Origin of the sequence: Helicobacter apodemus (assembly GCF_000765745.2) — a bacterium.
In the GTDB taxonomy this organism is placed as follows: Bacteria; Campylobacterota; Campylobacteria; order Campylobacterales; family Helicobacteraceae; genus Helicobacter_D; species Helicobacter_D apodemus.
In genome coordinates this window covers 121,665-139,556 of the sequence record NZ_JRPC02000001.1, presented here as the reverse complement: position 1 = coordinate 139,556, position 17,892 = coordinate 121,665, and the positions used below count along the sequence as shown (strand labels likewise).

General features: G+C 32.5%; 24 protein-coding genes. 16 read left to right on the top strand and 8 right to left on the bottom strand.

Annotated features, from left to right (window positions below; genetic code table 11):
- The first annotated feature begins 2 nt into the window (after nucleotides 1-2).
- From infA to LS72_RS00605, 13 genes are all read left to right on the top strand, one after another.
- On the top strand, nucleotides 3-221 hold the full coding sequence (gene infA / locus LS72_RS00665; RefSeq protein WP_034552019.1) for a translation initiation factor IF-1: 219 nt from the start codon (nucleotides 3-5) through the stop codon (nucleotides 219-221).
- A gap of 217 nt (nucleotides 222-438) precedes the next feature.
- Nucleotides 439-552, top strand: a complete 114-nt coding sequence (rpmJ, locus tag LS72_RS00660) for a 50S ribosomal protein L36 (protein ID WP_005022299.1) — start codon at nucleotides 439-441, stop codon at nucleotides 550-552.
- A gap of 12 nt (nucleotides 553-564) precedes the next feature.
- The gene (gene rpsM, locus LS72_RS00655; RefSeq protein WP_034552017.1) at nucleotides 565-933 is read left to right on the top strand and encodes a 30S ribosomal protein S13; all 369 of its coding nucleotides are present in this window, start codon (nucleotides 565-567) and stop codon (nucleotides 931-933) included.
- A gap of 9 nt (nucleotides 934-942) precedes the next feature.
- Entirely contained in the window at nucleotides 943-1,335 is a 393-nt protein-coding gene (gene rpsK / locus LS72_RS00650; protein WP_034552015.1) for a 30S ribosomal protein S11, read from the top strand.
- A gap of 9 nt (nucleotides 1,336-1,344) precedes the next feature.
- Nucleotides 1,345-1,971 carry a 30S ribosomal protein S4 gene (gene rpsD / locus LS72_RS00645; protein ID WP_034552013.1) on the top strand — a complete coding sequence of 209 codons (627 nt, stop codon included), beginning with the start codon at nucleotides 1,345-1,347 and terminating at the stop codon, nucleotides 1,969-1,971.
- A 20-nt stretch (nucleotides 1,972-1,991) separates the two neighbouring features.
- Complete coding sequence (locus tag LS72_RS00640; protein ID WP_034552011.1) at nucleotides 1,992-2,981, top strand: DNA-directed RNA polymerase subunit alpha; 990 nt, start codon at nucleotides 1,992-1,994, stop codon at nucleotides 2,979-2,981.
- 15 nt (nucleotides 2,982-2,996) lie between these two features.
- A complete protein-coding gene (gene rplQ, locus LS72_RS00635) occupies nucleotides 2,997-3,347 on the top strand; it encodes a 50S ribosomal protein L17 (protein ID WP_034552008.1) in 351 nt (116 codons plus the stop codon).
- Nucleotides 3,348-4,286: 939 nt separating this feature from the next.
- On the top strand, nucleotides 4,287-4,790 hold the full coding sequence (gene petA / locus LS72_RS00630) for a ubiquinol-cytochrome c reductase iron-sulfur subunit (RefSeq protein ID WP_108910291.1): 504 nt from the start codon (nucleotides 4,287-4,289) through the stop codon (nucleotides 4,788-4,790).
- 10 nt (nucleotides 4,791-4,800) lie between these two features.
- Nucleotides 4,801-6,033: a cytochrome b gene (locus LS72_RS00625; RefSeq protein ID WP_034552006.1), complete on the top strand. Its 1,233-nt coding sequence runs from the start codon at nucleotides 4,801-4,803 to the stop codon at nucleotides 6,031-6,033.
- Nucleotides 6,034-6,035: 2 nt separating this feature from the next.
- Nucleotides 6,036-6,875 carry a c-type cytochrome gene (locus tag LS72_RS00620; protein WP_034552005.1) on the top strand — a complete coding sequence of 280 codons (840 nt, stop codon included), beginning with the start codon at nucleotides 6,036-6,038 and terminating at the stop codon, nucleotides 6,873-6,875.
- Between the two features lie 111 nt (nucleotides 6,876-6,986).
- A complete protein-coding gene (gene fliN / locus LS72_RS00615) occupies nucleotides 6,987-7,346 on the top strand; it encodes a flagellar motor switch protein FliN (RefSeq protein WP_034552004.1) in 360 nt (119 codons plus the stop codon).
- Nucleotides 7,343-7,801, top strand: a complete 459-nt coding sequence (locus tag LS72_RS00610) for a hypothetical protein (protein ID WP_034552002.1) — start codon at nucleotides 7,343-7,345, stop codon at nucleotides 7,799-7,801. The genes fliN and LS72_RS00610 overlap by 4 nt, the downstream gene beginning before the upstream one ends.
- Nucleotides 7,802-7,855: 54 nt before the next feature.
- Nucleotides 7,856-8,689 carry an energy transducer TonB gene (locus LS72_RS00605; protein ID WP_052087197.1) on the top strand — a complete coding sequence of 278 codons (834 nt, stop codon included), beginning with the start codon at nucleotides 7,856-7,858 and terminating at the stop codon, nucleotides 8,687-8,689.
- On the opposite strand, the gene LS72_RS00600 is transcribed toward LS72_RS00605, so the two are convergent.
- From LS72_RS00600 to recA, 8 genes are read right to left on the bottom strand one after another with little or no spacing between them, the layout of a single operon-like run.
- The gene (locus LS72_RS00600) at nucleotides 8,686-9,543 is read right to left on the bottom strand and encodes a menaquinone biosynthesis family protein (RefSeq protein ID WP_034552000.1); all 858 of its coding nucleotides are present in this window, start codon (nucleotides 9,541-9,543) and stop codon (nucleotides 8,686-8,688) included. The two genes, LS72_RS00605 and LS72_RS00600, sit on opposite strands and share 4 nt — an antisense overlap.
- 28 nt (nucleotides 9,544-9,571) lie before the next feature.
- Nucleotides 9,572-10,597: a lipopolysaccharide heptosyltransferase II gene (gene waaF / locus LS72_RS00595; protein ID WP_034551998.1), complete on the bottom strand. Its 1,026-nt coding sequence runs from the start codon at nucleotides 10,595-10,597 to the stop codon at nucleotides 9,572-9,574.
- Nucleotides 10,594-11,688 (bottom strand): glycosyltransferase family 4 protein, encoded by a 1,095-nt coding sequence (locus tag LS72_RS00590; protein ID WP_034551996.1) that lies wholly within the window; start codon nucleotides 11,686-11,688, stop codon nucleotides 10,594-10,596. The genes waaF and LS72_RS00590 overlap by 4 nt, the downstream gene beginning before the upstream one ends.
- Entirely contained in the window at nucleotides 11,685-12,176 is a 492-nt protein-coding gene (locus LS72_RS00585) for a shikimate kinase (protein WP_138154873.1), read from the bottom strand. The genes LS72_RS00590 and LS72_RS00585 overlap by 4 nt, the downstream gene beginning before the upstream one ends.
- A complete protein-coding gene (locus LS72_RS00580; protein WP_034551993.1) occupies nucleotides 12,163-12,879 on the bottom strand; it encodes an AMIN domain-containing protein in 717 nt (238 codons plus the stop codon). Before LS72_RS00580 ends, LS72_RS00585 begins: the two co-directional genes overlap by 14 nt.
- Nucleotides 12,876-13,121, bottom strand: coding sequence for a hypothetical protein (locus LS72_RS00575; protein WP_034551991.1), 246 nt, complete (start codon nucleotides 13,119-13,121; stop codon nucleotides 12,876-12,878). Before LS72_RS00575 ends, LS72_RS00580 begins: the two co-directional genes overlap by 4 nt.
- A complete protein-coding gene (gene eno / locus LS72_RS00570) occupies nucleotides 13,118-14,398 on the bottom strand; it encodes a phosphopyruvate hydratase (RefSeq protein ID WP_034551989.1) in 1,281 nt (426 codons plus the stop codon). Before eno ends, LS72_RS00575 begins: the two co-directional genes overlap by 4 nt.
- Before the next feature lie 32 nt (nucleotides 14,399-14,430).
- Complete coding sequence (gene recA, locus LS72_RS00565; RefSeq protein ID WP_034551987.1) at nucleotides 14,431-15,462, bottom strand: recombinase RecA; 1,032 nt, start codon at nucleotides 15,460-15,462, stop codon at nucleotides 14,431-14,433.
- Nucleotides 15,463-15,636: 174 nt separating this feature from the next.
- Here recA and LS72_RS00560 point away from each other — a divergent pair, with 174 nt between their 5' ends.
- Genes LS72_RS00560 through purS form a run of 3 tightly spaced genes read left to right on the top strand, consistent with a single transcriptional unit; the run spans nucleotide 15,637 to nucleotide 17,891 of the window.
- Nucleotides 15,637-16,923 carry a S41 family peptidase gene (locus tag LS72_RS00560; RefSeq protein ID WP_034551985.1) on the top strand — a complete coding sequence of 429 codons (1,287 nt, stop codon included), beginning with the start codon at nucleotides 15,637-15,639 and terminating at the stop codon, nucleotides 16,921-16,923.
- Nucleotides 16,924-16,935: 12 nt separating this feature from the next.
- Nucleotides 16,936-17,658: a phosphoribosylaminoimidazolesuccinocarboxamide synthase gene (gene purC / locus LS72_RS00555; RefSeq protein WP_034551982.1), complete on the top strand. Its 723-nt coding sequence runs from the start codon at nucleotides 16,936-16,938 to the stop codon at nucleotides 17,656-17,658.
- Nucleotides 17,655-17,891, top strand: coding sequence for a phosphoribosylformylglycinamidine synthase subunit PurS (gene purS, locus LS72_RS00550; RefSeq protein WP_034551980.1), 237 nt, complete (start codon nucleotides 17,655-17,657; stop codon nucleotides 17,889-17,891). The genes purC and purS overlap by 4 nt, the downstream gene beginning before the upstream one ends.
- Nucleotide 17,892 lies beyond the last annotated feature (1 nt).

The window sequence follows — 17,892 nt, the reverse complement described above, 5'->3', positions numbered from 1 at the left end:
GAGTGGCAAAAGATGATGTGATTGAAGTCGATGGAATTGTTCGTGAGGCTTTGCCAAATGCAACTTTTAGGGTTGAATTAGAGAATGGGCATATTATTTTATGCCATATTGCAGGAAGAATGCGGATGCATTATATTAAAATCCTACAAGGGGATAAGGTGAAAATTGAACTAACCCCTTATAGTCTTGATAAAGGTAGAATTACTTTTCGGTATAAGTAGATTTTAATAGGATTTTTTCTATAATTTAGGCTTTATTTGCAAATTTAATGTGATTTTTTCAATCGCGTTTGCATAGTCGTTTGGGTGATGAATAAGCCTTTTGAGGACTATAAACTCAATGTCTAATGAATAATTAGGAAGCACTTTTAGAGCGATTCAAAAATAAATTTTAGATTCTTAAATGAGAGATTTTATATTTTAAGGTAGGGAATAGATTATGAAAGTTAGACCCTCTGTCAAAAAAATGTGCGACAAGTGCAAGGTTATTAAGAGAAAAGGTGTGATTCGAGTAATTTGCGAGAATCCAAAACATAAACAAAGACAAGGATAAAAAGGAATAAGAATGGCGAGAATTGCTGGTGTTGATTTACCCAAAAAAAAGAGAATAGAATATGCTTTAACCTATATTTATGGTATTGGCTTAAAGAGTGCAAGAGATATTTTAAAGGCTGTAAATATTTCTTATGATAAAAGGGTTCAAGACCTTGGTGAGGATGAAATTTCAAAAATTGCAAAAGAAATTCAAACAAACCATATCGTAGAGGGTGATTTGCGCAAAAAAGTTACAATGGATATTAAGGCTCTTATGGATTTAGGGAACTATCGTGGATTAAGACATCGTAAAGGACTTCCTGTTCGTGGGCAGACAACAAAAAATAATGCTAGAACACGAAAAGGTAAAAGAAAAACTGTTGGTAGTGCATCAAAATAAGGGGTAAAAATGGCTAAGAGAAATATTAATAAAAAAAGAGTAGTTAAGAAAAATATAGCAAGGGGTATTATACATATTTCTGCAGCATTTAATAATACTAGTGTAACAATCACTGATGAGATGGGTAATGTTATTTGTTGGAGTACCGCAGGTGCATTAGGGTTTAAAGGAAGTAAAAAATCTACTCCTTATGCGGCACAACAGGCGGTTGAAGATGCTGTAGCTAAGGCAAAAGAGCACGGAATTAAAGAGCTTGGAGTAAAAATACAAGGTCCAGGAAGTGGTCGAGAAACTGCTGTAAAAAGTTTAGGAAGCATAGAGGGAATTAAAGTTTTATGGTTTAAGGATGTTACTCCATTGCCACACAATGGTTGTCGTGCTCCAAAAAGAAGAAGAGTCTAAGGAGAAGATATGGCTAGATATAGAGGTCCTGTAGAAAAGATTGAGAGAAGATTTGGTGTTAGTCTTGCCTTAAAGGGCGAAAGAAGATTGGCAGGAAAAAGTGCATTAGATAAGCGTCCTTATGGTCCTGGACAACACGGACAAAGAAGAGGTAAAATTTCTGAATATGGGATTCAACTACGTGAAAAGCAAAAAGCAAAAATGATGTATGGAGTCTCTGAAAAACAATTTCGTGCAATGTTTGTTGAGGCTAATAGGTTGCAAGGGAATACGGGGGAGAATCTCATTAAGCTTATTGAGAGAAGATTAGATAATGTTGTTTATAGAATGGGATTTGCAACTACTAGAAGATTTGCAAGACAATTAGTGGTGCATGGGCATGTATTAGTAGATGGTAAGAGACTTGATATTCCTTCAGCTTTTGTGCATATTGGACAAAAGATTGAAATTTGTGAAAAAACTAAGAATAATCGCCAAGTCCAAAGGGCTATTGAATTAACTAAACAAACTGGTATTGTCCCTTGGGTTGATGTGGATGTAGAAAAGGTTTTTGGAATCTTTACACGATTACCAGAGAGAGAAGAGGTGGTTATTCCTATTGAAGAGAGGCTCATTGTCGAGTTATATTCTAAATAATACTTAAAGAAGGTGTTAGTATGAAAAGTATCAAAATTTCTCCTCATGTGCCAACAAAGATTGAAGTTAAAGAAATTGGTTTAAATAGAGTTCAAATTAGTGCATATCCCTTTGAATTTGGATATGCAATTACTTTAGCACATCCATTGCGAAGATTATTGCTTGGAAGCTCTGTTGGTAGCGCCCCAATAGCACTTAAAATAGCAGGAGTGGCACATGAGTTTGATTCTATTCGTGGTGTAGTGGAAGATGTTTCACATTTTATCGTTAATCTTAAGGCGATTCGTTTTAAAACTAAAGATGATCAAGAAAGCATTACTATAGATTATAAATTCACTGGACCAAGAGTTATTACAGGTGCAGATTTGGAAAATGATACCATTGATATTGTTACTCCAGATACACATTTGGCAACTATTAATGAAGATGCATCACTTAATTTTTCTATCATTATTCGTAAGGGAATTGGTTATGTAGCTAGTGAAGATATACGACCAGATGTTCCAGAGGGATTTATGGCATTAGACGCATATTTTACGCCCGTTACAAATGTTACTTATACTACAGAGAATATTCTTTTAGAAGATGATCCTAATTATGAAAAGGTAATTTTTGATATTCAAACCGATGGACAAGTAGAGCCTTTGACTGCTTTTAAAAATGCGTTAAGTGTTATGCATAGACAAATGGCGATTTTTAATTCAGAGCTTAATATAGAAGTTTCAGAGGTTAGTGATGGAGAAGAGGATATTCCTGAGATAAAAACACTCTTGCAAAGTATCGATAGTTTGAATTTTAGTGCAAGATGTTTTAATTGTTTAGATAGGTCAGGGATTCGTTATTTAGGTGAATTGGTGTTATTAAGTGAAGATCAAATTAAAAATATTAAAAATTTAGGTAAAAAGTCTTTAGATGAAATTACAATGAAACTTGATGAGTTAGGCTATCCAGTGAATAAACCAATTTCTAAAGATCTAGCCCTACGTCTTAAGAAAAAATTTTCTAACTAAAATTAAGGATATGAAATGAGACATAAACACGGATATAGAAAGCTTGGCAGAACCTCCTCTCATAGAAAAGCTCTGTTAAAAAATTTATCTATTGCTTTAATTATAAGTGGAAAAATTGAGACAACACTTCCAAAGGCAAAGGAGCTACAAAGTTACTTTGAAAAACTTATTACTAAGGCTAAGAAAAATGATTCTATGGCACATCGTTTAATTTTCTCACATTTACAACATAAAGAGTCTGTGAAAAAGATTATTAAAGAGATTGCTCCAAAATATGTAAATAGAAATGGTGGCTATACAAGAATCATCAAAACAAGATTAAGGGTAGGTGATGCTTCCCAAATGGCTATCATTGAATTAATCTGAACTTACGCGATAAGTTTTCTTATTGCGATTTTACTTCTTTTTTCTGCTATATTTTGTTTGAATTTATTTTTATTAGTATATGAAGTTATCAATATATTTGACTTCAAAGAGTAGAGATAATCTTGCTTTTTGTGTAAGAAATTCCTAATGGAGTTTTTTGAAATGATTTAAGACTGGGAATTTATGGCAAGCATTAGGTAAAATTGTAGTATTTAAGGATGAAGTATATCGGGTTTGTTGTGGGTTATTTAATACCAGTGAATGTTTATCTTATCGGGCAAGATAGAAAATCATAAAACCATTTAAAATGGTTTTGTTGTGAAAAGAAAGATTCAAAGATAGGAGTTATACTTGCCTATGTAGGATAAACTTATCTTTTATGCTCTTTTATGGAGGAGCTATTCTTGTTATTGACTTTTGGAAGAATTGTTTTTTATTAATATTTAAATTTAATTGTTCTGTAAGATTTACTATTGCTACTTATAATTAATCTCTCATAAGACTTTTTTCTATTAGATTTGGTATAAAATTGTTAGTGGTAAGCATTACTGCTCCTTAAAAATCATAAACCACCAATCATTATTTTGGAATTACAAAGCAACAAGAATATTTATGCATTAGGATATTTGAAATCATATTAGTTTTTATAAAAAGATTTACCACTCAATTTTTATATTCAAGTTCAAGTTTTTTACTAATAGTTTGTGATTTTTTTAAGCAGATTTTTGTTTTTTGTTAAAGCTTTTTGGGAATTTTTATATTGTTATTTGTATTGGAGAATTTGTAAATGTAAAAATCTTACTTTCTTTTTGCTAGGTTTTGTTAAAGATTTAAAATATTTTACTTTTTCTCAAATTACTAGAAAAATATTCAGTAATTAAAGTTTTCTTGTGTTAAAATAATAGGTTTTATGTTTAAATTATGAGTTAGGAGGCAATAATGGCAGAAAATATCAATCGTAGAGATTTTCTTGGTATGACTCTTGGAGGAATTGCAGCAGTAGGTGTTGGTGCTTCACTAGTTGCTATGAAATCTTCTTGGGATCCCTTGCCAAGTGTAGTATCCGCTGGTTTTACTACTATAGATTTAAGCAGTATGCAAGAGGGTGAATATAGGCAAGTTGAATATAGAGGAACTCCTGTGTATATTATTAAAAAAACCGTAGCGATGAAAAAATGTGAAGATAGGGATGTTGTTGTAGGTGATATAAATTATAGTGTCGGGATTCAGATATGTACTCATCTTGGCTGTATTCCCTCTTATAATACAAATTCCGCAGAATTTCATTGTGCTTGTCATGGTGGTAAATTTGATGTATGTGGTAAAAATACTTTTGGTCCTCCACCTAGCCCTATGAAAATTCCACCTTTTAAAATTGATGGGGATAAATTGGTATTAGGAGAAGAGGGTCCTGAGTATTTAAAGTTAGTTGGTAAGGCATAAGGAGGTTTAAATGGCGCAAATACAAAAAGCAAATGGTGTTATTGATTGGTTAGATCAAAGAATCGCAATAAGGACTTTAACAAAAGTTTTAATGACAGAATATTGGATACCTAAAAATATTAATTTTCTTTGGGCTATGGGGATAGTTTTAGTTGTTTTATTTACTATTTTGGTAGTTTCTGGATTATTTTTATTAATGTATTATAAACCCGATACTAAATTGGCATTTGATAGCGTTAATTATACGATTATGCAAGAAGTGAAATATGGTTGGCTTTGGAGACATTTACACGCTGTTAGTGCCTCTGTGTGTTTTTTGATTATTTATATCCATATGTTTGTTGGTATTTATTATGGTTCTTATAAACGCGGGAGAGAAATGATTTGGATTACAGGTATGTTGTTATTTATTCTATTTTCTTCAGAGGCATTTAGTGGCTATATGTTACCCTGGGGACAGATGAGTTATTGGGCTGCAGCAGTTATTACCAATCTCTTTGGTGCTATTCCTGTGATTGGTCCTGATTTAGTGATTTGGATTCGCGGTAATTTCATTGTTTCTGATGCGACTTTAACTAGATTTTTCATGCTTCATGTTGTTTTATTGCCCGTGGCTATTATGGCGGTTATTGTGATACATTTTTATACCTTAAGGATTCCTCATGTGAATAATATGTATGGCGAGGAAATTGATTTTGAAAAAGAGGCAGAAAAATTTAAAGCGGGGAATAAAAAAGAATCCAAAGTCATTCCTTTTTGGCCGATGTTTTTATCTAAAGACTTCTTTGTAGCAAGTTTCTTCTTAGCATTTTTATTTTATTTGACTTGTTATCATTATAGTTTTGCCCTTGATCCTATTAACTTTGATCCTGCCGATCATTTAAAAACCCCTCCTCATATTTATCCAGAATGGTATTTTTTATGGAGTTATGAAGTTTTAAGGGGATTTTTCTTTAGTGCGGATTTAGGTTTAATAGCTTTTGGTATTGCTAATGTTATTTTTCTTTTCCTTCCTTGGCTTGATAGGAGCAATGTTGTGGCTCCTGCGCATAAGCGTCCAGCATTTATGGTATGGTTTTGGTTATTAGTAGCAGATATGATTATTCTAACAATATGGGGTAAATTGCCTCCGACAGGAGCTAATGCTTATATTGGTTTTGTTGCTTCTATATCATTTTTAGCTCTGTTGCTTATTGTGTTGCCAATTATTACAAAAATTGAAGATAAAATAGCTAAGGAGTAAAAATGAAAGAATTCTTAACCTTAATCATTGTCGTTATTGTTACAGCGATTATTTATTGGGGAGTTGAGCCTTTTGCACATAGCCAAATGCACCCAAAAGTTACTCCTGCTGATTATAATTTTTTGGATTTAACACCAATAAGTGCTAATGGAAATGCTGCAAATGGAAAAGAACTTGTCTTTGCGAATTGTATAGCTTGTCATAGTATTAAGAAAGAAGGGGTGGAATCTCCTTTCTCTGATACTGATGCATTAGCTGCTTATGGGGTGGTTCCGCCGGATCTTTCTAGTGCAGGTTTTATTTATGAGAAGAATTTTTTAGGGAATGTTATTAAAGATATAGCGGTAGCAACAAAGCAAACTCATAAGTTTGATGGTAATCACCCAATGCCAAATTATAATTGGATGAGTGATCAAGAAATTTCTGATATGGTTGCTTATTTACAAAGCATCGCACCTAAAAGTATGAGTAATAAGGAAGTATTTATTGATGCTTGTGCAAGATGTCACGATATAAAATATGACAAAATTTATGCAGCGGGTGGTTTGAAAACTTATCTTGAGACAAAAGTTCCAGATTTATCAATGATGATTAGAAGTCGAGATATAGAGTATTTGCATACTTTTATCAATGATCCACAGAAGCATTTAGCAGGAACTGCTATGCCTAGAGTTGGTTTAACTAAAGAAGCAGAAGATCAAGTTATAGCTTATATGGAGAGCGTTGGAGATAGCAAAAAACCTGAACGCGAATCTTTGGGTTATAAACTTGTGATTTTTATGGTGATTATGGGTGTAGTCGCTTATTTATGGAAACGTAAAATTTGGCGTGATGTCCATTAATTTAAATACTAGCATTGCTAGTATTTAATACTCCTTTATTCTTTAATCCTTGTTTTGTTTTTATTCTTAGATTAGGTTATAATACTTCTTTAATCAAATAAAAGGGATAAAATGTCAGCAGATGAATTTACATTAGCAAAAGTTCAAGTTCCCAAGCAAGAAGATTTAGCGCGTTATCTTGAGGGAATTATGGAGAATTATAGTGGGCTTTTAGATATGGAAGTGGTGTTTTGTTCAGAATTAGGTGCAACAAAAATCCCATTATTGGATATTTTACGTTTTGAAAAAGGTTCTATTATTGATTTGCAAAAACCTGCAGGAGAGAGTGTAGAAATATTCATTAACAGAAGAATTATAGGCAAAGGAGAAGTAATGGTTTATGAAAAGAATCTTGCGATTCGTGTTAATGAAATTTTAGATTCTAATGCTATTATTTATTATCTTACAAGGGAAAGTATCAGCACAGTATGAGGATTTTGCTATTTTATTTTATTTTATTATTGAATGGATTAGCACAGGAAAATTCTTTACCATCTTTAAATAAATCACAAGACGGGAAAGATAGTTTTCCCTTTGAAATGGCAAAGCCTCCATTAGCAAGTATAGATTTATTCCAGTATGTAGGAGTAATTCTTATTCTAGTGGGTTTATTAATCTTTCTTTGGTATGTGAAGAATCGTGTATCTACTCATAAGAGTTATTCTTTATTGGAATTTTTTAAAAATAAAGAAAATATTAATGATATTAATGTTACTTCGACTATGAGTTTAGGGTTTCAAACAAAACTTATCATTTTTGAAGCTTATGGGATACGTTATTTGGTTTTATTAAGCCCAAATGGGGTAAGTATGGTAGATAAATATAATATTAAAAAATTTGAAGGATTATTACAAGAGGAACAAGAAAAGCTTTATTGTAAGAAATAAGTGATATATCTTACATTTTAGTATTTAGTAATTGTTTTTCTGTGGATAAATAATATGTTGAAAAATTTAAGAAGTCATTATATAAGAAGTAATAGAACTTTTGATACAAGAAGTATTATTGCATTTTCTATATCTTTTTTTTTACATTTAATAATTGTTATTTGGTTTGTTTGGGATTTTCCAAAAGAAAATTTACAGCATTTAGAAAAGCATGGAAGTCAAGAAAAAGAACGTATTAATATTAGGGATTTTAAATTTGTTCCACCCTCTAAAGGAGAATTAGCTCCTCCACAAAATGAGAAACTTGCAACAAAGCCTCTAAATCAGGATATACCAGTTATCAAAAAAGAGGAGGTAAAACCTAAAGAGAAGAAATTAAAAACAGCAAAATCTAAACCTGCTCCACAAAAAGTAGAAATAAATCCCAAAAAGGAAGATTTACCTCCAACTCTTGCTGAAGAATCAAAGTCTAAAAGTAACCCTGTCCCTCCCTCTGCTGCTTCCTCTCCCTCTATTTATAGTCTTGGGAAAAATGCCTTTGGTCAATCTAATAAAGAGATGGAAGAACTCTATGGGGAAGACTTGCATTCTCTAAGTTTAGAAGAGCGTAAATTTTTAGAAGATAATTTAAAGGCAATAGGTAAAATCACACAATCTTATTTGAAGTATCCACGAGTAGCAGGTAGGACAGGGCAACAAGGAATAAATGTTGTAGAATTTTATTTATACCCAAATGGTAATATTTCTGATTTGAAGCTTTTAACCTCTAGCGGTTATGCTCTGCTTGATAATAACAGCAAACATACGATAGAGATTGCTTATAAAGATTATCCTTACCCAAGTGTAACAACAAAGATTAGAATTAAAATTTATTATAGTATTCGTTAATAGCGGGATTGTTTATATTCTATAGGAATAAGGCAGTCATTAACTTCAAGGGGTTGAGGATAGTAGCCTCTGTCATAGCCAAGTTTAAAAAGTGTATTGATGGCTTTTATTTGTATGCTAGAGAGCGATAAAGAGTTGTTGTTAGCATAGAGATTTAAATAATGTTCTAGCTTTTGAGCATCCACTCTAATAAGATTCCTCTCTAAGAGCATTTTAGAAAGAATATTTTTGTGCCTTAAAGCTATTTCTATGGCTTTAGTTAAGATTTCTTCACATTCTATAGCTAAACTTAGAGGGATAGAACGTCTTATACACATTCCTCCAAGAGGAAGGGGTAGTCCTTCTTGATTATAATCACTCCAAATATCCCAAATTTCCTTTTCTACTTCTAAAGTAGAATCATATTCTAAAATGGATTCGTGGATTAAAACGCCCGCATCAACTTCACCACTTAAAACGGCTTTTTCAATCTCTAAAAAATTTTTATAAGAGATTCTAGCTTGCGGATAAGCTATTTTAAAAAGTAGGGCATTAGTCGTATGAGCCCCACTTAAAGCAACTTTAAAATTTTTCTTTAGGGTTACACCCCTTTTTTTGATAAGTTTGGGACCATAGCCTTCACCAAAACTCACTCCAGTCCTTAGAAGGCATTGTTCTTGAAATAAAAGCGGATAGACACCAAAAGAAATAGCGGAGATATCTAATACTCCATTAAGTGCCATTTCATTGAGGGTTTGTATATCTAATGATTGGTTTTGAAAATTTATGGAGCTTCCAACCCAGCCAAATGCGATAGCATAATACATAAAAATATCATCGGCATCTGGAGAGTGCCCTATTTGTATTGTTCTCATTTCATACCTCTATTAGAGATTATTTTAATTAAATATTACTTATAAGGGATTGAAGTTTTTTGATGATAAAAGTGGGTTTTAAGTCTATCATACAGGCGTGAAAGCCCTTAGAATCTTTAGAGAGGGGACAAATTCTTTTTTTACAAGGTTGGCAGTAGAGGGCTTGATGGAGTGTTTTTAAGGAGATAATGTGGGCATTTTTTGCATTAAAAGGTGCACTTTCTTGTTCGTTAGTTGGACCAAAGATTGCTAAAGTTGGGATTTCAAATGCTGCTGCAATATGCATAGGACCGCTATCATTAGTTATCAATAGATGGAGTTTTTGAATATAAGCCATAAGGCTTTGAATGGTTGTTTGTCCACTTAAATTTAAAATATTTGTAGGGTTAGGTGGTAAAAAAGAGAGGATTTTTTCATTAATAGCGTTTTCAGATGTGACACCAAAAAGGATAATCTTGAAATTTTTATCTAACAAAAAGGCGATAACTTCTGCAAAATATTCCTCTTTCCAACGTTTTGCACTGCCAAAGGCTGCACCTGCATTGATACCCGCTATTTTTTGATTTTGCCAATGTTTGGGTAATGTAATATCTAAAGGAGGCTTTCTTAAATACAATTTTGGGCTTAGGTTGGTATTTGGGATAAGTGTTTTTATAAGGGAGCTAAAATGCAAAACTTCGTGTAAATTTGCCTGTTTTTTGGGGGCTTTAGTAAGTAGGAAGGAACGTATTTCTTTGTTGTATCCTATCCGCTCTTTTGCTTTATTAAAAAATAAAAATAAAGCAGATAAAAAGTTATTTTGGAAGGTCAAAGCAATATCACAAGGGGGAATCTTCTTAGCTAAAGTATATAAGTGAAATATTCTAAATCTTTGCTTTTTACTATTATCCACTAAAAGCGTGGTATTAGGGTAATGGCTAAAAAGTTCGCAGCTAACTTCACTCCCGACTAAATAAAAATGAGCTTCTGGATAAGTTTGATAAAGAATCTCCACTGCAAAAGTTGCCATTACTGCATCACCTAGCCAATTAGGGATTCTAATAAGGATATTCATAGGTTTTTTATAACCTCTAATGTTTTTTCTAAATGGTTTTGTAGGGTTAGGTGTTGGACTGCTTTTGCACATTTTTTCTGTGTTGTAGAGAGGAGTTGTTGATTTTCTAAAAGTGTATTTAAAATTTCACAACCCCTTAAAATATCTTTAGAGTTTTCTAAAATGGTATCGCTTAAAAAGAGTTCTCCCGCCCCATTTTGTTTAGTGGTTATGATGGCATTTTCATAGCTTGCTGCTTCTAAAGTAGCATTTGAGCAAGGTTCATAAGTTGTAGGGAATAAGAAAATATCACTTGCTTGATAAAAGGATACTATGTTTTCTTGTGCGTTTAGGAATAAAACATTATCTTCTAAAGATAATGTTTGAGCTAGTTTTTGATAATATGTAATCTTTTTGTCTTTGCCAATAATGAGAAAATGCCATTGTTTGGAAGTAACTTTTGAGAGCATAATAAGGGCTTCTTTTAGTCCTTTTCTAGCATATCCACTTCCTACAAAAAGAATGAATATTTTTTCTTTTAAAACAGGAAATTTATGGATAAGTGATTCTTTAGCTTTACCTTTATTAATAGCCTTTGGGATTTTAATACCATTATAAATAACTTCAATTTTATGGGGAGGGATATGAAAGTATTCAATAAGAGAATCCTTTATCATTTGGGAGTTAGCAATAATTTTTTTAGCATTTTTGAAAAGTTTTGGCTCTATAAAAGTATAGAGAATATTCATAGGGTTAAAGAAGCTTTTGAATTTTTTAAAAGGTTTATTGTGGGTTTTTATCGCTAACCATTGTTTGTGGATACCATCTCCTGCACGATAAATATCGCAGTGTAAAACCCTCTCAAGGCTAAAATAAAGAAAGTTTGGATGAGATTTGTGGAATTTTTCATAAGAATACAAGAAATAAAGAAAAGCTAAAAAAGAGGGAAAAAATCTTGGAATTTTTACAAAAAGTTTGGAATCTTGGGAATAATCACCGCTTGAAAAAATAGAGGGATTTTTATCATAAATGGCTTGTGCTATCCTAGAGAGATAAATTTCTGCACCACCAGTTTTTGTGTTTTTAAAGCGAATAAATAGGGGCTTTTTCATAAAGATTCTAAAATATCTTGAGAGATTTTTTCTAGACTTTGGTTAGCATTAATTATAATATCAGCATTGCTTTTGTAAGTTTCTAATCGCTTTAAATAAAGCTCTAAAGCTTGATTTTTATTTTCAAAGAGGGGACGTTTTTGGATTTCTTTTTTGGAAAGTCTAGAGAGGATATTATCAAAATCTAAGTGCAAAAAGAAAACTTTTCCCATTATTTTAACATCACAAAATAGAGGCATTCCTCCCCCTGTTGCAATAATGCAGTTTTGAATATTTTTGCTTACAAAATAACAAAAATCTTTTTCACATTTTCTAAAATAGTCCTCTCCTTTGGAGGAAAATATTTCTGGGATACTTAAGTTTTCGTTATTTGCAATGATTTTATCACTATCTAAAATCAACTTTTTAGTTTTTTGGTAAAGTGATTTTGCAACGCTACTCTTTCCACTACCCATAAAACCAATTAACACAAGGTTAATATAAGTCAATTTCTAATGCCTCTTCTTTATCGCTTTTGATAGAATAGTTGTATTGCCCATCAAGGCTTAGGGTAATGCGATAAAAATCTAAATGCGTCTCTAAAGTAACTTCTGTAATAACAGGGAGATTGGTTGTTAAGGATTCGGTGAGTGGTTTATTGGCAATACTTTTAAAGTCTAGTATAAGACGAGTAGGTGAGGTAAGAGTGAAGTTTCTTATGAGAGTGAAGGAGGTTTTTAATATAACTTTTTGTTTGTTAATATCAAAACTAAAAGAATCACCTAAAGTGAAGTTTGATTTCGCGACTGCTTGGGTGTTAGGTAATTGGATTTCTTGTGCTAAGATTAGAGGAAGATGCCAATCTATGTTACCATCTAAGACTTTTTCAAAGGTTGTGATAGAACCATCAAGATTTTGATAGTCTATAGTTATTTTTTTGATCTTTCTTGCAGTTGATGGTAAGGTAATTTCTGTTTTTGTAAATAAATTAAGATCCGGTAAATTTGATAATTGTCCGCTTGATTTTGGGGTTACTAAAGCATCAAAGGGGTTGCGTAAAGGTTGTGATGTTTGAGTATTTCCTGTATTATTGGTTGTATCTATTGTTGGGGTGGGATCTGAATCGATATTTAGTGTTGGTATATTTGGTAGTTTTTGTGCTTCATTAGCCAATAATGAAGTTAGGGCAAATAGTAAAATAATTCTTTTCATTGTGGTTCTAAGCCTTTTAATTCAAAAAGTTCTTTTTGTAAGTTTGCGTTTTGGTTTGTCAAAAAATTCACTTCTTGATGTATTTTTTCTTTCTTTTCTTGAAGTTCTAATAAGATACTTAAAGAGTTGCTACCAAAAAGCAAATTGCCAATGTAAATTCCTGCAATGCAGACTATTAGCACAAGGCTAAAAAAAGGGAGCAAATGGAATATTCCTTGATAGTTTATAGTCTTATTTTTCATTTTAGCATCTTAAAGAGTGTTTTTCCTAAGTAGATTGAATGAGGAAGTTCATTTTCAATGGTTAATAAGCGATTGTATTTTGCCATTCGCTCACTCCTTGCGGTAGAACCTGTCTTAATCTCTCCTGTATTAAGTGCTACAGCAAAATCTGCTATAAAAGCATCTTCACTCTCTCCACTCCTGTGGCTCATAATACATTTATAGTTATTTCTTTGTGCTAAACGTATGGTTTCCATTGTTTGAGTGATAGTTCCAATTTGGTTAGGTTTAATAAGAATGGCATTTGCAATATTTTGTTCAATACCCTCTGCAAGTATTTTAGCATTTGTTACAAATAAGTCATCACCTACTAGTTGAATCTTGCTCCCTAATTTTTGCGTAAGTTTTCTCCAGCCCTCCCAATCATCTTCGCTTAAGCCATCTTCTATAGAGATAATAGGATATTTTGCGATAAGCTTCTCATAGTATTCAATAAGTTCTTCTGCACAAAGTTCCTTTCCCTCACCTTTGAGAGAGTAAATGCCTTTTTGATTAACAAATTCACTGCTTGCCACATCAAGAGCTAGGAATATTTGCTCTCCCTCCTTATAACCAGCCTTTTTGATGGCTTCAGAAATAATTTGTAGAGGCTCTTCATTGTTTTTAAGATTGGGAGCAAATCCGCCCTCATCACCAATACTTGTAATATGTTTAGAATGGTTGAGGATTTTTTTTAAATGTTGGTAGATTTCTGCACTAGCCCTTAGTGATTCACTAAAAGTATCAAAACCAAGAGGCATAATCATATATTCTTGAAAATCTACAGTGTTATCAGCGTGGCTTCCTCCATTAATAATATTAAGCATTGGGATAGGCAGTGTTAAAGCATTAGCTCCGCCTAAATACCGATAAAGTGGTATATTTAGACTTTTTGCTGCAGCCCTAGCAACAGCCATAGAAACACCAAGTATTGCATTAGCCCCTAAGTTAGAGAAGTTTTCTGTATTATCTGCTTGTATTAAGAGATTATCAATCCTAGTTTGTTCATAAGGGTTTAATCCGCTAATGGTGTCATAGATAGTTGTTTGTATATTTTCACAAGCTTTTAAAACTCCCTTGCCTAAAAAACGCTCATCCCCATCTCTTAATTCTAAAGCTTCTCTTTTTCCCGTGCTTGCACCGCTAGGGACAATAGCACTTCCTACACTACCATCACTTAAAATAATAGTTGCTTTAATAGTAGGATTCCCTCGACTATCTAAAACTTCTTGCGCATAAATTTCATCAATAAAAGTCATTATTTCTCCTTACATTTTAGATTATTTAGGGCTTATTCGTCATCTTCTGAAGTATTGGATAAATCATCAGAGATAGAAATAGAGGATTTAATTTTTTCCTCTATTTCTTGAGAGATTTCTGGATTTTCTTTTAAGAATATCTTAGCATTTTCTTTGCCTTGCCCTAGTTTTTTATCTCCATAGCTAAACCAAGCACCACTTTTATCGACAATATCAAGCTTTACTCCATAATCTATCAATTCTCCCTCTTTGCTAATACCCTCTCCAAACATAATGTCAAATTCTGCTCCTCTAAAAGGAGGTGCAACTTTGTTTTTTACAACTTTTGCTTTAACGCGATTTCCTATATTTTGTTCTCCTTGTTTTAAACTTGCAATTCTTCTTACATCAATTCTAACGCTCGCATAAAATTTTAAAGCATTCCCACCTGTTGTCGTTTCTGGACTTCCATAGCCCATTACTCCAATTTTCATACGAATTTGGTTAATAAAGATAACGGTGGTATTCATTTTGTGGATAATGCCTGTAACTTTTCTTAGTGCTTGACTCATTAATCTTGCTTGAAGTCCTACATGTTGGTCGCCCATATCCCCTTCAATTTCGCTTTTTGGTGTGAGTGCTGCTACAGAATCAATAATGATTAAATCTACACCCCCACTTCTTGTAAGTGTTTCTAAGATTTCTAAAGCTTGTTCTCCAAAATCTGGTTGAGATACAAGGAGATTTTCAATATCTACACCTAAACGTTTTGCATAAGTAACATCTAAAGCATGTTCAGCATCTATAAAGGCACAAATGCCTCCATTTTTTTGGCATTCTGCAACAATTTGTAATGCAAGTGTTGTTTTACCAGAGCTTTCAGGACCATAAACTTCAATGATTCTCCCTTTTGGGATGCCTCCAATACCAAGTGCAATATCTAATCCTAAAGAACCTGTGCTAATACAATCAATTTTTTCAACGGGTTTATCCCCAAGTCTAATTAAAGCACCTTTGCCAAAAGCTTTATCAATTTGCTTGATGGCAAGTTCTATGGCTTTTTGCTTACTTTCATCCAATGCCATTTTTTCTCCCATTTTTATCTTAGGTTTAAAATTTAAATTGTATCTAAAATAACATAAAAAATATATTTTTACTTCTGCATCTTGTTTTATGTATTTAAAAAATAAAATTATGTTTATTTCAGAGATGATAGGCTACAATTGCTAGTTAATAAATTAAAATTTTAGGTTGAGAGAATGAAGATCACACGAACTTGTTTTAAAATGATTTTAACAATATTGTTTTTTGGGCTTAGCGTTCAGGTTTTAGCAGCATCTAAAGATTCAGAAAATTCACGTCTAGATTCTTATAATAAATTAAGAAAAGTCATTGGAACGATTGAGAATTACTATGTTGATGAATTAACACTTGATGAGATTGTTAATAAAGCTATTGAAGGGCTTTTAAGCAATCTTGACGCACATTCTGCCTATTTAGATGAGAAAAAATTTGAAGAGCTTAGGATACAAACTAATGGAGAGTTTGGTGGGGTAGGTATTACTATTTCTTTGAAAAATGGGGGAATTACTATTATCGCTCCTATTGAGGGTAGTCCGGGTGATAGAGCAGGTTTAAAGAGTGGTGATATTATTTTAAAAATCAATGATGAAAGCACTTTGAGTATGAGCTTAGATGATGCTGTCAATAAAATGCGTGGAAAGCCTAATACAAAAGTCCAATTAACCATTGTTAGAAAAGATAATCCTAAACCTTTAGTTTTTGATATTGTAAGAGATAATATCAAAGTTGAATCAGTTTATGCAAAAAAAATTGAGGATACGGATTATGTTTATGTGCGAGTAACTTCTTTTGATAAAAGGGTGGCACAAAGGGTTGAAGAAGAACTAAAGAAATTTAAAAAAATTGATGGAATAGTTTTAGATTTGAGAAATAATCCTGGTGGGCTTTTAAATCAAGCTGTGGAGCTAAGTAATTTATTTATTAAAGAGGGCACCATAGTTTCACAAAAAGGACGCGTAAAAGATGAGGATATTGTTTATGAGGCTACTTCAAGAACTCCTTATGCAAGAATCCCTTTAGTAGTGCTTGTTAATAATGGGAGCGCAAGTGCAAGTGAGATTGTAGCAGGAGCATTGCAAGACCATAAAAGGGGAATCCTTATAGGAGAGACAACTTTTGGTAAAGGAAGTGTGCAAGTTGTATTGCCTACTGAGAAGAAAGAAGCTTTGCGTTTAACGATTGCTCGTTATTATCTGCCAAGTGGTCGCACGATACAGGCTGTAGGGGTAACACCTGATATTGAAGTCTTACCTGGTGTGGTTCCTAATGATGAAAATGGATTTAGCATTAAAGAGGCAGATTTAAAGAAACATTTAGAGGGTGAATTAGAAAAAATTAATCCTAAAGACAATACTAAGGCAAAATCAAAAGAAAATGAAATATCTTCTACCCAAATTATGAATGATATTCAACTTAAAAGTGCTATTGATGTATTAAAGACTTTAACGATTATTCAAAAGTAGAGGAATGCGTTTATGCAAGTAGAGAAAAAAGAAAAATTATATGAAGGAAAAGGAAAAAAGCTTTATAAAACTAGTGATGAAAACCTCCTCTTAGCAGAGTTTAAAGATGATTTGACTGCCTTTAACGCCCAAAAAAGAGGGAATGAAGAGGGAAAAGGTGCTTTAAATTGTAAAATTTCTTCTGAAATTTTTAAACTTTTAGAGACAAAGGGTATTAGGACGCATTACAAAGAAACTTTAGCAGATAATCTAATGTTATGTCAATTTGTTGAAATTATTCCCATTGAAGTTGTAGTAAGAAATATCGCAACAGGATCATTAACGAAAAGATTAGGGATTAAAGAGGGAGAAAAGCTACCCTTTACCTTAGTGGAGTTTTATTATAAAGATGATTCTTTAAGTGATCCGCTTATCAATGATGAACACGCTTTGATTTTAAATTGTGTGAAATCTGTAGAAGTGTTAGAATATTTAAGAAAAATTGCTCGTGAGGTTAATGAAATCTTGCGTGAGTTCTTTGATAGCAGAGATTTGATGTTGGTGGATTTTAAATTAGAATTTGGTTTAAATAAGGAAAAGGAAATTTTAGTAGCGGATGAAATTACGCCTGATTCTTGTCGTTTTTGGGATAAAAACACAAAAGAGAAATTAGATAAAGATAGATTCCGAGAGGATTTGGGTAATGTAAAAATGGCTTATGAAGAAATATTAAAAAGGATTTTGCTAAGTTTATGAGAGTTGAAGTGATTGTGCGGTTAAAAAATGGTGTTTTAGATCCTCAAGGTAAGGCTATACATAATGCTTTAGAGTCTTTAGGGCATACAAATATTCAAGAAGTGAATGTGGGTAAAGCTATTATTTTAGAAATAGATAGCAAAGAAGTAGAAGAGGTAAAAAAACAGGTGCATCTTATGTGTGACACTCTCTTAGCAAATACGGTCATCGAAGATTACCAGATAAAGCTATAAA